The sequence below is a fragment of the Streptomyces sp. SM11 genome, from assembly GCF_002910905.1.
In the GTDB taxonomy this organism is placed as follows: Bacteria; Actinomycetota; Actinomycetes; order Streptomycetales; family Streptomycetaceae; genus Streptomyces.
On the sequence record NZ_NEUE01000138.1, the window covers coordinates 63,354 to 76,169 of the forward strand.

The following is a 12,816-nucleotide window of genomic DNA, read 5'->3' on the forward strand; positions in this document are numbered from 1 at the left end:
CGGGGCCATGATGCACTGATCCAGCCGATGATCCACTCCTGGTGGCAGGGTTCACCCGGCCGTGCAAGAGGGCTGCGGCGGGGGGCCCCTGAAGCCGTAAGGTTGCTCCGTACGCATGGAGACATCGGAAGGAGGCCCGGGTGATCGAGCTCGAGTCGGTACCCGAGCTGATCGACCCGGTCATGGTGGCCGCGTTCGAAGGCTGGAACGACGCCGGGGACGCCGCCTCCACAGCGGTCGGTCATCTGGACCGGGAGTGGAAGGGCGAGGTGTTCGCGGCGCTGGACGCCGAGGACTACTACGACTTCCAGGTCAACCGTCCCACGGTGTGGCTGGACGGCAACACGCGGAAGATCACCTGGCCCACGACGCGGCTGTCCGTGGTGCGGGTGGGCGGGGACAAGCCCCGGGACCTGGTCCTGGTGCGCGGGATCGAACCGTCCATGCGCTGGCGGTCGTTCTGCAACGAGATCCTCGGCTTCGCCCATGAGCTGGGCGTCGAGATGGTCGTCATCCTGGGCGCGTTGCTCGGCGACACCCCGCACACCCGGCCGGTGCCGGTGAGCGGGGTCACCTCCGACGCGGATCTGGCGCGGACGATGGACCTGGAGGAGACGCGGTACGAGGGCCCCACCGGCATCGTCGGAGTCCTCCAGGAGGCGTGCACGCATGCCGGTGTGCCCGCGGTCAGCCTGTGGGCGGCGGTCCCGCACTATGTGTCGCAGCCGCCGAACCCCAAGGCGACGCTGGCCCTGCTGAACCGGCTGGAGGACCTGATAGGGCTGCGCATCCCGCTGGGTGAGCTGCCCGAGGACGCGCGGGCCTGGCAGCTCGGTGTGGACCAGCTGGCCTCGGAGGACAGCGAGGTCGCCGAGTACGTGCAGACGCTGGAGGAGGCGCGGGACACCGCGGAGCTTCCCGAGGCGTCCGGCGAGGCCATCGCCCGGGAGTTCGAGCGCTATCTGCGGCGGCGGGACGGCGGTCCCGGACAGGGGCCGGGCGGGCATGCGACGGAGACCGGGGACGTGTCGTATCTGCGCGACCCCTCCAGTGGCCGCACCCGCCCGCCGAGGCCGCCGCGTCCGGAGACGGGGCGGGGGAAGGCCGCCGACGACAAGGGCGGCAAGGGTCCTGACGAGACGTCTGAGGACAACCCCGGCGAAGAGGCCGGGGACACTTCCGACGAGGACTGACCGCACGGCGGTGGCGAACCGCGGAGCACCGCACGGGAGACGATCCCGTGCGGCGCTCCGTTCATGGTCCGGGCGGCTCAGGCGCAGTGGAACTTCGCCGCCGCCCAGTCGGCGTGGTCGCCGGTCTTGGACCCGTTGGTGTCGGTGACCTTCAGCCGCACCTGGCGTACGCCGTCGAGCTTCACGTCCACCGGCAGGGTCGCCGACGCCCCGGTCAGCTTCGGCGAGGTCCACAGCACCTCGCCGTCGCCCTCCACCGAGAACGCGACCTCCCCGTAGCCGTTGATCTCGTCGTCGATCCCGACGTCGGCGGTGAACGCGGTGCACCGGCCGCCGAGGTGGAGCGCGATGTCGGAGTCGGCGTGGGTGCCGATCCCCTTCTCGTACGTCGTTCCCGCGAGCGTCAGTGTCTTCCCGTCGCTCGCACCCGACTCCCCGTTGGACCGGTCGCGTTCGGCCGGACCGTAGCCGTTGGTCTCGGAGAGCCAGCCGAGGTCGCTCGCCCAGGCCTCCCCCTCGGGCGGCGGCGGCAGGACGGAGACGGCGAGCCGCTGCTGACTCGTGCGGTCGTCGCCGCCGGCCCGGTAGCGGGCCAGGGCCGTCAGCGTGGTCTCGCGCACATCGGCGTCCTTCGCCGGGGTGAGAGCCACCTCGACCCGCCGGGTGGCGCCCGCCGGGATCCGGCCGGGGACCTTCGCCGTGGCGGTCCTCCAGCCCTCGGGGACCTGGAGGGAGACCGTGGTGTCGGTGAGCCCGGAGCTGCCCGCGGTCACGTCGACCAGGACCGTGCCGGGCGTCCCCGCTCCGGCCTCCTGGCCCGCGGGGACGGTGAGGGCGGCGGCGGCCGACGCTTTCTTGCCGCCGACCGCGCTGGTGCCGAGCAGCTTCACGGTGAACTTCTTCGCGGTGCTCAGGGGCGCGGTCTTCACGTGCACCACGCCGCCCCGGTCGTCGCGGTCGTACCACCAGCCCTGCCGGGCCTTCTCGTACGCGCTCTTCGAGGTCAGTTCGGGCAGCGTCCGGTCCAGCTTCACCTTGCGGGGCGCGGAGCCGGTGTGGACGGTGAACTCGTAGGGGCGCTCGACCTGCTTGCCGGTGAAGCTGCCCCGGCTCTCGTTGATGGTGACGGAGACGTTGCCGGCGCCGCGCTCGGGGGCACGGACGTCGGCGCGCTGGGTGGCGTATTCGCCGTCGCGGTGCTCGCGGGTGACGCCGTCGTCCTCGTACAGGGTGAAGGAGGTGTCGCCCTGCGGGTAGACGTCCCAGGCCAGCGGGGAGTCGGCGGTGCGGTCGCGGTAGGAGCGGATGCCCGGCCACATCGGGACGGCCGCGCCCGCCTTCACGAAGAGCGGCAGGGTGTCGAGCGGAGCGCCGTAGGTGTCGATGGTGGTGGGGCCCTCGTAGGTGCGGCCGCTCCAGTAGTCGATCCAGGTGCCCTCGGGGAGGTAGATGTCCTTGCGCTCGGTGGTGTCCTGGTAGACGGGCGCGACGAGGAAGTGCTCGCCGGAGAGGAACTGGTACTTCGCGGCCTCCGTCGACGCCTTGGGGTCGTCGGGGTATTCGAGGACCAGCGGACGGACCATGCCGACACCGGACTTGGTCGCCTCGTGGGCGTAGGAGTACTGGTAGGGCAGCAGCGACTCCTTGAGCTTGAGGTAGTCGCGGTTGATCGAGGTGTACGGCTCCCCGTACCGGAACGGCTGCTTGTCCATGGCGGCCCAGCCATCCATGGTCATCGTCGTGCCGAGGAACATCTTCCACTGGAGGTCACGGGTGTACGTCTTGGCGCTGCCGCCGAAGATCCCGTCGATGTCACCGGTGGTGTAGGCGAGGCCGGACATCGTGGCGCCCGCGTACGTCGGGATCTGCCAGCGGATGTACTCCCAGGTGCCGGACTGGTCGCCGGACCACTGGACTCCACAGCGCTGCGCGCCCGCCCAGCTCTCCGGGGCCCAGGTGAAACCGCGGGCGTCGCTGTTGTCCTCGATGCCCTGATAGGCGTCCTTGCAGCCGTCGAGGGCGAACTTGTAGCCCTCGCCGACCCAGGCGACGTCCAGCTTGGCGACCCGCTGTCCGGCCTTGACCTGGGCGGCGAGGTTCTCGATGCCGTCCTCGGTCCACAGGCCCAGCTCCATCTTGCGGTCCTTCAGCCCCTGGGCGGTCTCCTCCAGGTCCTCGTAGCCGCAGCCGTAGCCGTCGTTGACGAGCATCCAGCCGTTGGGCATGTCGTTCTCGACGTAGCCGTCGGCGACCTTCAGCGAGTCCAGGGTGCGGCGCTCGCCGCGGTTGGCGTTGTGGAGGTAGCAGTCGGCGTCGCCGACCTCCATGCCGTAGACGGGCGGCAGGAACGGCTTGCCGGTGAGGTCGGTGTACTGCCCGATGACGTCCTTGGCCCCGTCGTCCCCGTCGCCCGCGAAGTAGTAGGCGTCGAAGCGCCGTTCCTCGGCGCTGGTCGTCACCGGGTCGGTGAACGCGTACGTGTTGGGGGCGTAGGTGTTGCGGAAGACGCCGTAGCCGGCCGATGAGAGGTAGAACGGGACGGAGTTGGGGTGGCCGCCGTCGTCCCAGTTGTAGTCGACGGCGACCTCGACGGTCTTGTCGCGGTGGGAGGTGTTGCCGCGGCCGTTCTGCATCCCGGCCCCGTAGAACTGCTCCCCGGCGCCCCGGGCCAGCGTCTGGACGGTCCTCCCACCGGTCCAGCTCAGGCCCTTCGCCTCGGACCAGACGCGGCTGCCGTCGGCCCGGTGCAGGGCGAAGCGCAGCGGCTCCTTGTAGGCCCGCAGGGTGACCTCATCGGTTGACAGCTCGTAGCGGTCCCCGCGGTCCTTCCAGCGGGTGCGGGGCGGCTTGCCCTGGGGCAGGACGATGTCGTCGCCGGTGGGGTCGGTGAAGGTGCCGTCGGGAGCGAGCTCGATCCGGAAGGTCTCCTCCGTGACGAAGCTGACCCGGGCCTCGGCCTGCCCGGCGCTCAGCCGGTACACCGCCCCGTCCGCCCGGAATCCCGTCACGTCCCCGACCGTGGTGGTCTCCGTGCTCGTCGGCGGGGCCTCGTCGGCGTGGGCCCCGCCGGGTCCCGTGAGGACCGCGAACAGTCCGAGCAGTGCAGCGACTGCTGCCACTCTCATGCGCGTTGATGATTGCATAGTGAGCTTTTAGCGCAACTTCGAGCATATGACCATGGACAAAAAGGAACCGGCCCCGAACTTCGTAGAGAAGTCCGAGACCGGTCCAGGTGGTCGGATCAGGCCGGGCGGCAGTCGCCCTCCGTCCTACAGAGCGACTCCCAGCAGGGCGTCGACGGTACGTGAGACGAGGCCGGGCGCACCCTCGTCCGTGCCGCCCTCCGCACCCTGGAGCGCGGCCCAGCGGTCCACCGCGGCAAGCGCGGTTGGGCTGTCCAGGTCGTCCGCGAGGGCCTCGCGGACCTCCTCGACCAGCGCGTCGGCGGACGGCCCGTCGGGACGCGAGACAGCGGCCCGCCAGCGCGCGAGACGCTCGACGGCGTCGGCGAGCACCTGGTCGGTCCACTCCCAGTCGGAGCGGTAGTGGCGGGAGAGCAGGGCGAGCCGGATGGCCGCCGGGTCCACGCCGTCGCGGCGCACGGCGGAGACGAAGACCAGGTTGCCCCGGGACTTGGACATCTTCTCGCCGTCCAGGCCGACCATGCCGGCGTGGACGTACGCCTTGGCGAACGGGTGCTCGCCGGTCAGCGCCTGGGCGTGGGAGGCGCCCATCTCGTGGTGCGGGAAGGCGAGGTCGGAGCCGCCGCCCTGGATATCGAAGCCCATGCCGAGGTGGTCGAGCGCGATGGCGACGCACTCGATGTGCCAGCCGGGGCGGCCGGCGCCGAGCGAGGCCCCGCCCCAGCTCGGCTCACCCGGGCGGGCGGCCATCCAGAGCATCGGGTCGAGGGGGTTCTTCTTGCCGGGGCGCTCCGGGTCGCCACCGCGTTCGGCGGAGAGCAGGCGCATGGCCTCGGCGTCGAGGCCGGAGACCTCGCCGAAGTGCGGGTCGGTGTCGACGGAGAAGTAGACGTCGCCGTCCAGGTCGTAGGCGGCGCCCGCGTCCCGGAGGCGTTCGACGAGGGGCACGATGCCCGGTATCGCCTCGACCGCTCCGATGTAGTGCTGCGGGGGCAGCATCCGCAGGGCGGTCATGTCCTCGCGGAAGAGTGCCGTCTCGCGCTCCGCGAGCTCGGTCCAGTCCTGACCGTCGCGCACGGCCCGCTCCAGCAGCGGATCGTCCACGTCGGTCACGTTCTGGACATAGTGGACCTGCCGCTTGGTGTCGAGCCACACGCGTTGAACGAGGTCGAACGCGTTGTAGGTCGCCGCATGACCCATGTGGGTCGCGTCGTACGGCGTGATGCCGCAGACATAGATGCGGGCGACGGGACCGGGGTCAAGGGTGATCCGTCCGCCGGTCGCGGTGTCGTGGATCCGAAGGTCGCGGCCCTTGCCGGGCAGGGCGGGGACCTCAGAAGCGGGCCAGGCATGCATGTCATGAGCGTAACCGGACGATGCTTCCGGATACGAACCGGATCCGGAAACCTGTCCGAAGAGGCACTCTTGCGTGAACGTGCCGGCAGACGGTAGAGCCCGGCACGATCCAGACGACAGGCCCTACACCGGTGGCCAGGGGATGGGCGGCCACTGGCCGCTCGGCCGCGGGTGCACGGTGCTCTTGACCAGCCCGGCGACCCGCTCCCGCAGGGCCTCCAGCTCGGCCGGTGTGATGAGTTCGGCCATCCGGGTGGCCAGGGCGTTCCCCGGCGCCAGCTCCGCGGCGAGCCGGCCCAGCACCACCAGTGCCTCTTCGGTCAGGGGCTCGCCCGCCCAGCCCCAGAGCAGGGTGCGCAGCTTGTCCACGGCGTTGAAGGTGACGCCGTGGTCGATGCCGAAGAGCCGCCCGCCGGGGGCGGGCAGCAGGTGCCCGCCCTTGCGGTCACCGTTGTTGATCACCGCGTCCAGCACGGCGAGCCGCCGCAGCCGGGCATCGTCGGCGTGCACCAGCAGCGCGGTCCTCCCCTCCCCCACGTCCGCGAAGCCCACCGCTCTCCAGCCGTCGCCCGGCTCCTCGCCCTCGACGAGCGCCAGCAGCGAGGGCACGTCCTCATCGGATGCGGGGCCGTCGATCCAGAGCTGGCACATCCCCTGCCCGTACGGCCCCTCCCGCAGCACGGTCGGCGGCACGAGGTCCCAGCCGGTCGCCCGGGAGATCTCGTACGCGGCGACCTCCCGCTGGGCGAGGGTCCCGTCGGGGAAGTCCCAGAGCGGCTGCTCCCCCGCGACCGGCTTGTACGCGCAGGTGCGCTCCTCACCCTCGTACGCCACCGTGCAGTGCAGCACCGCGTTGGACGCCCCGCCGACCTGCCCGAGGACGGTGATCGTGCCCTCGGTGAGCAGGGTGAGCAGCTCCGTGTCCGTCAGGCTCCGCGACGGTATCCGTTCTGGCGCGGGCATACGTGTCCTTCCGGATCGAGCGGCAGGCTGCACAGCGGACACGGCGGGCGGCCGGCGTTGACGACGTCCAGAGCCCGCCTGGCGAAGGCGCGGGCCTGGGCGCCGCTGAGCCGGACGCGGAGCATGGGCGGGCCGTTCTCCTCGTCCTGGAGGAGCTTCTCCTCGGCCTCCGCGAGGTCGTCCTCGGAGTCGGCGTCGAGTTCGACGAGGGCCTGCGCCTCGACGATCATGCGCTGTTCCTCGCCGTCCCAGGCCAGGGCCATGGTGCCGACCCTGAACTCCTCCTCGACGGGAACGTCGAGGGGCCCGGTGTCGGAGACGTCGGTGGGAGCCACGGCGGGCACCGGGGAGTTGCCCCCGGTGCGGCGCACGACCTCGTCGAGCAGTTCGTCGATCCGCTCGGCGAGAGCGGCGACCTGGTTCTTCTCCAGGGCCACGCTGGTGACCCGGCCCTGGGAGGACGCCTGCAGGAAAAACGTACGGCGGCCAGGCAACCCGACCGTACCGGCCACGAATCGGTCCGGTGGGTCGTAGAGGAACACCTGACGGGACACGTCCTGCTCCCTTGAGCTTCGATGGTTGGTTGGGCGGCGCTACGGCGCGTCCACCCTACTGCCCGGAGCGATCACGGCGCGCCCGCACCGCCCCCGACCGTCGCGTCCGCCGTGCCGTCGTCCGCGGAGGACGCGGCGGCGTCCGCCCCGACGGGGTGCTCGCGGGGGGCCAGGGAGGCGAGGTCGCCGGTGTCGCCGAGCCTCAGGAGGAAGGGGCGCAGCCGTGTGTAGCGGATCGCGGTGACCGAGCAGGGGTCGACGTGGACGCGCTGGAAGAGGTCCAGATGCATGCCCAGCGCGTCGGCGACGAGGGACTTGATGATGTCGCCGTGCGAGCACATGACGTACGCGGCGTCCTCGCCGTGCTCCGTCTCGACGCGGCCGTTCCAGTCACGTACGGCGTCGACGGCGCGGGCCTGCATCGCGCGCATGGACTCGCCGCCCGGGAAGGCGGCCGCGGAGGGATGCTGCTGGACCACCGACATCAGGGGCTCGTCGGCGAGTTCGGCCAGCTTCCGTCCCGACCAGTGGCCGTAGTCGCACTCGCTGATGCGGTCCTCGGTGTGCAGGGGCAGGCCGGGGCGGGCGTCGAGGAGCGGCTGGAGGGTCTGCCGACAGCGCTCCAGGGGGCTGCTGACCGCGAGTACCGGGGCCACGGCGGAAAGCCGCGCGGGAAGGGCCGCCGCCTGTTCGGCGCCGCGTTCGTCGAGGGAGACGCCGGGGGTGCGGCCCGCGAGCACTCCGGCGGTGTTGGCGGTGGAGCGTCCGTGGCGTACGAGGATCAGCGTGGGCATACTCGCCAGCGTAGAGGGTGCCTCGTCGATCAGGCCGGGTCGGCGAAGGTGCGCGGGAGGCGGTCACGGGGAAGAATGCCCGCCGTGATCGTGGACTGTGCCATCTACCGGGACGGGCGCCGCACCGAACGGCCCGACGACTTCTCCGCCGCCCTGGACGAGGCGCGGGACGCACGCGACGCCTTCCTGTGGATCGGGCTGCACGAGCCGACGGAGGAGGAGTTCGACCTCGTACGGGACGAGTTCGGGCTGCACCCGCTGGCCGTGGAGGACGCGTTGCGGGCGCACCAGCGGCCCAAGCTGGAGGTGTACGACGACTCCCTGTTCGTGGTCCTCAAGCCGATCGTCTACGAGCCCGAGAGCGACACGGTCAGCGCCGACGAGCTGATGGTCTTCATAGGGGACTCGTTCGTGGTGACGGTCCGGCACGGCGAGGGCGCCCCGCTGGCGGCCGTGCGCCGTCGGCTGGAGACCGACCCCGAGGTGCTGAAGCACGGCCCGACATCGGTGCTGTACGCGGTCAGCGACGCGGTCGTGGACCACTACATGGACGTGTCCGGTGAGCTCCAGCTCGACCTGGAGGAGCTGGAGACGCGGGTGTTCGCCCCGAGCGGCGGCGACTCGAAGAACACCGCGGGCCGGATCTACACCTTCAAGCGGCAGGTGCTGGAGTTCCGCCGGGCGGCCGGGCCGCTGACCGCCCCGATGGCCCGGCTCGCGGGGGCCGGCGTGCCGTTCGTGCACGAGCACGCCCAGCCGTTCTTCCGGGACGTGGCCGACCACCTGACGCGCGCCAACGAGCAGGTGGAGGGGCTGGACCGGCTGCTCTCGGACATCCTGTCGGCGCATCTGGCGCAGATGGGCGTGCGGCAGAACGACGACATGCGCAAGATCTCCGCCTGGGCTGCCATGGCCGCCGTCCCGACGATGGTGGCGGGTGTCTACGGCATGAACTTCGACCACATGCCGGAGCTGCACTGGGTGTGGACCTACCCGGCGGTGGTCGCGCTGATGGGTGTCGCCGTGTTCGGCCTCCACCGGCTGTTCAAGCGGCGCGGCTGGCTCTGAGGGCTGAGGGCCGCGAGCCGTGTGCGCTCAGGCGTATTCGCGTTCCGGTACGGCGGGGCTGCCGAGCGCGTCGCGCCGCTGCGGCATCTCCAGACTCACCATGCGCCGCCAGCCGACCAGGCGCTCGTACGCGTACATCGCGTGGATGCCCGCGGCGAGCACGGCGGCCTTGGCGCGCGACCAGCCGAGCACACGTCCCATGCCGGCCATCACGGCAAGGCTGACGTCGCGGTAGACCCGGATCTCGGCCAGGGCGCACTCGCGCATGATCCGCTGGATCGTCCGGCCGTGCCCGGCGCGGGCGAGGCCGAGGAGCTCCTCGTGGCAGTAGGCGAGGTGGTTGTCCTCGTCGTTGGAGATCATCTTCACCGCGCGGCCGATGTCGGGGTGGTCGGCGAAGTAGCGGCGCAGCAGCCGCATCTGCTCGGAGGCGCGCTGCTCGGTGACACGGCTGTGGGCCAGATAGGTGATGATGTCGCGCTCGGTGAGCCGTTCCTCGCCGCGCAGCCGGGAGTGCGCGAGGCCGATGCCCTGCTGTTCCAGGAGCATCGTGTAGTCGGTCTCCGGCGGGACCTCGACGGGTGGCAGCCCACGCTTCTTCAGGAGCGCGTTGAAGATCCGGCCGTGCTTGTCCTCGTCGGCGCCGTGCCGGACGATCTTGGGGGCCAGGTCTCGGCGGTTCTCCGGGACGAGGGCTGCGATACGGGCGTTCTCCCAGCCGCCCTGGGCCTCGCCGCTCGCGGCGATGGAACAGAAGAGCCGGTAGGACTCGTCGTTGTCCAGAATCTCCTGGAACACGGTCTGCGCTGAGAGCATGCCGGTCACCTCCGTACCCGTTGCCCGCGGAGCCGAGATCCGCGGAGCAGTAGTCCGCAGGGAGAGTCAAATGCGCCACGCGGCAGTCGGCAACCGCAGCGGTCGGCGACAGCGCGCGCCGGGGCGGCGTAACCCGTGGGCGTGCGGCGCGTTGTTCCGGGTGACGGCCGTGGCGGGGAAGACCCCCGAGCCCCCACCACGGCCGTAGTGCTGTCCCCGGACCCGTCAGGCGAGGCCGGAGCGCTCCAGGGCGTCCGTGCCGGCGCGCAGGGCGGTGAGCCGCTCCTCCAGGGTGAAGCCGGCCGGGGCGAGGTTGAGCGTGGTGACCCCTGCTGCGGCGTACGCCCGCATCCGGTCGGCGATCCGCTCGACGGGGCCGAGCAGCGCGGTCTGGTCGATCAGCTGGTGCGGTACGGCGGCGGCGGCCCCCGCCTTGTCCCCGCCGAGGTACTTGTCCTGGATCTCGGCGGCCTCCTTCTCGTACCCCATGCGCTGGGCGAGCTGGTTGTAGAAGTTCTGCTTCCGGCTGCCCATCCCGCCGACGTACAGGGCGGTGTACGGGCGGAACATGTCGGCGAGGCCGGTCACGTCGTCGCCGACGGCGAGCGGCAGCGTCGGGCTGACGTCGAAGCCCTCCATGGTCTTCCCGGCCTTCTCCCGGCCCGCGCGCAGCGGCTGGATCGCGGTCTCCTCCAGGTGCTCGGCGGAGGGGAAGATCAGCAGGGCGCCGTCGGCGATCTCACCGGTCTGCTCCAGGTTCTTGGGGCCGATCGCGGCGATGTAGAGCGGGATGTGCTCGCGCTCGGGGTGCACGGTGAGCTTGATCGGCTTGCCCGGGCCGCCGGGGAGCGGCAGCGTCCAGTGCGCTCCCTCGTACGAGACGCGCTCGCGGGTCATCGCCTTGCGGACGATCTCCACGTACTCGCGGGTGCGGGCCAGCGGCTTGTCGAACTTCACGCCGTACCAGCCCTCGGACACCTGCGGGCCCGAGACCCCGAGGCCGAGCCGGAAGCGACCGCCGGACAGCGAGTCGAGGGTGGCGGCGGTCATCGCCGTCATGGTGGGCTGACGGGCCGGGATCTGCATGATCGCGGAGCCGACGTCGATCGACTCGGTCTGGGCCGCGACCCAGGTCAGCACGGTCGGGGCGTCCGAGCCGTACGCCTCGGCCGCCCAGCAGACGTCGTAGCCGAGCCGGTCGGCCTCCTGCGCGACGGCGAGGTTGTCGCCGTCCATGCCGGCGCCCCAGTAACCGAGATTGATGCCGAGCCGCATACCGCTCCCCTTACCGATCAGTAACGTTGCTTTCTCCGGACTCTAGCGCGGGTGGCGGCGATCCGGCAGGCCCGGCGGACCCCATGTTGTCCACAGGCCTCCACCCGGTGGGGCCATGGCCAGTAATCTCAGCGCCCATGGAGCAGAGGCATCTCGGCCGTACCGGCCTTCGCGTGTCCCGGATCGGGCTCGGCACTCTCACGTGGGGCCGGGACACGGACGAGCACGACGCCGCCGACCAGCTCAAGGTCTTCTGGGACGCGGGCGGCACCCTGGTGGACACCGCCGATGTGTACGGGGGCGGCGAGGCCGAGTACCTGCTCGGGCGGCTGGCCGACAGCCTGGTTCCCCGTCAGGATCTGGTCATCGCCACGAAGGCGGGCAACGTCCCGGACCCCTACCGCCGCTTCAACGGCTCGCGTGGGCACCTCCTCGCCGCCCTGGACGCGTCCCTGGAGCGGCTCGGCACGGATTACGTGGACCTGTGGCAGGTCCACGCCTTCGACCCGGCCACCCCGCTGGAGGAGACCCTCCAGGCGGTGGACCTGGCCGTGTCCTCCGGCCGCGTCCGCTACGCGGGCGTGTCGAACTTCTGCGGCTGGCAGCTGGCGAAGGCCGCCACCTGGCAGCTCGCCGCGCCCGGGGTGCGCACCCGGCTGGCCAGTACGCAGATGGAGTACTCGCTGCTCCAGCGGGGCATCGAGCGCGAGGTGCTGCCCGCCGCGCTGGACCTCGGGATCGGGCTGCTGCCGTCCTCGCCGCTGGGGCGCGGGGTACTCACCGGCAAGTACCGCCAGGGCACCCCGTCCGACTCCCGGGGCGCGTCCGAGCGGCTCGCCCCGTTCGTCGAGCCGTATCTCGACGACGCGGCGGCCCGCATCACCGACGCGGTGGCGACGGCGGCGGACGGACTGGCGACGAGCCCGCTCCAGGTGGCGCTCGCCTGGGTCCGGGACCGGCCCGGGGTGGCCGCGCCGATCGTCGGTGCGCGCAACGCCGGTCAGCTCGCGGAGGCTTTGTCAGTGGAGGCGCTTAGTCTTCCCTACGAGATCTGCCAGGCGCTCGACGATGTGTCGGCGCCCGTGCACCGCTATCCCGATCAGGACTGGAGCACGCTGTGACTGCGCTTCCCGGGGAGACCCCCGGCACCGTCGGCACGGACACACCTCAGGACGCCGTGTCCCCGCCGGACACCGGTGCCGAAGGCCCCGCTCACGCCGAAGCGCCCGAAGCCGCCGAGCCGTCGGACACCCCGGCCGACGCGGAGGACGGGGAGGCCGCGGCCGAGGCGGCTCCTGACGGAGCGCCCGCTGATGCCGCTGCCGCCGACGGCACAGCCGACGGGACCGCCGACGGAACCGCCGACGACACTGCCGAAGCGTCGCCGGCCGCCGAGCTCTCGGAGGCGCAGGCCGAGCTGGCCGCCCAGCGCGAGCTGCGGGAGCGGATCGAGAAGCGCAAGGCGGAGAAGGCCGCTCCCATCACCGCCGGTACCGGCCTGAGCGGCACGGCCGCCGATCTGCTCGCGGCCGTCCGGGCCGTGGAGAGCGGCGAGAAGGCGGGCACCGCGTTCTTCGACTCGTCCGCCACCACCCCGGCCTCCCGGCGACCCGCCCCGGCCGCGGCACAGCCGCCCCGGGCCCCCGCGCCCGAG

Annotated in this window: 10 protein-coding genes and 1 pseudogene; 4 read left to right on the forward strand and 7 right to left on the reverse strand. The window is 71.7% G+C overall.

Annotated features, from left to right (window positions below):
- Positions 1-140 precede the first annotated feature (140 nt).
- The gene (locus B9S58_RS11240; protein ID WP_103531972.1) at positions 141-1,193 is read left to right on the forward strand and encodes a PAC2 family protein; all 1,053 of its coding nucleotides are present in this window, start codon (positions 141-143) and stop codon (positions 1,191-1,193) included.
- 77 nt (positions 1,194-1,270) lie between these two features.
- Here the strand turns inward: B9S58_RS11240 and B9S58_RS11245 are convergent, their stop codons facing one another.
- The 5 genes from B9S58_RS11245 to B9S58_RS11265 form a co-directional block, all read right to left on the reverse strand.
- The gene (locus B9S58_RS11245; RefSeq protein ID WP_103531973.1) at positions 1,271-4,336 is read right to left on the reverse strand and encodes an NPCBM/NEW2 domain-containing protein; all 3,066 of its coding nucleotides are present in this window, start codon (positions 4,334-4,336) and stop codon (positions 1,271-1,273) included.
- Positions 4,337-4,462: 126 nt separating this feature from the next.
- Entirely contained in the window at positions 4,463-5,692 is a 1,230-nt protein-coding gene (mshC, locus tag B9S58_RS11250; protein ID WP_103531974.1) for a cysteine--1-D-myo-inosityl 2-amino-2-deoxy-alpha-D-glucopyranoside ligase, read from the reverse strand.
- Between the two features lie 123 nt (positions 5,693-5,815).
- Complete coding sequence (locus tag B9S58_RS11255; protein WP_103531975.1) at positions 5,816-6,655, reverse strand: SCO1664 family protein; 840 nt, start codon at positions 6,653-6,655, stop codon at positions 5,816-5,818.
- On the reverse strand, positions 6,619-7,209 hold the full coding sequence (locus B9S58_RS11260; RefSeq protein ID WP_103531976.1) for a DUF3090 domain-containing protein: 591 nt from the start codon (positions 7,207-7,209) through the stop codon (positions 6,619-6,621). The genes B9S58_RS11255 and B9S58_RS11260 overlap by 37 nt, the downstream gene beginning before the upstream one ends.
- A 71-nt stretch (positions 7,210-7,280) precedes the next feature.
- Positions 7,281-8,003, reverse strand: coding sequence for a histidine phosphatase family protein (locus tag B9S58_RS11265; protein ID WP_103531977.1), 723 nt, complete (start codon positions 8,001-8,003; stop codon positions 7,281-7,283).
- A 75-nt stretch (positions 8,004-8,078) separates the two neighbouring features.
- Between B9S58_RS11265 and corA the strand changes: the two genes are divergently transcribed.
- Entirely contained in the window at positions 8,079-9,071 is a 993-nt protein-coding gene (gene corA, locus B9S58_RS11270) for a magnesium/cobalt transporter CorA (RefSeq protein ID WP_103531978.1), read from the forward strand.
- A gap of 27 nt (positions 9,072-9,098) precedes the next feature.
- Here corA and B9S58_RS11275 read toward each other — a convergent pair whose 3' ends face one another.
- Together B9S58_RS11275 and B9S58_RS11280 are read right to left on the reverse strand one after the other, a co-directional pair.
- Positions 9,099-9,887, reverse strand: a complete 789-nt coding sequence (locus B9S58_RS11275; RefSeq protein WP_103531979.1) for a hypothetical protein — start codon at positions 9,885-9,887, stop codon at positions 9,099-9,101.
- Between the two features lie 225 nt (positions 9,888-10,112).
- Positions 10,113-11,162, reverse strand: coding sequence for an LLM class F420-dependent oxidoreductase (locus B9S58_RS11280; protein ID WP_103531980.1), 1,050 nt, complete (start codon positions 11,160-11,162; stop codon positions 10,113-10,115).
- A 137-nt stretch (positions 11,163-11,299) separates the two neighbouring features.
- Between B9S58_RS11280 and B9S58_RS11285 the strand changes: the two genes are divergently transcribed.
- Positions 11,300-12,283 (forward strand): aldo/keto reductase, encoded by a 984-nt coding sequence (locus B9S58_RS11285; protein WP_103531981.1) that lies wholly within the window; start codon positions 11,300-11,302, stop codon positions 12,281-12,283.
- A pseudogene (locus tag B9S58_RS11290) lies at positions 12,280-12,816 on the forward strand (DNA helicase RecD); the annotation flags it as partial. The gene B9S58_RS11285 and the pseudogene B9S58_RS11290, both read left to right, overlap by 4 nt.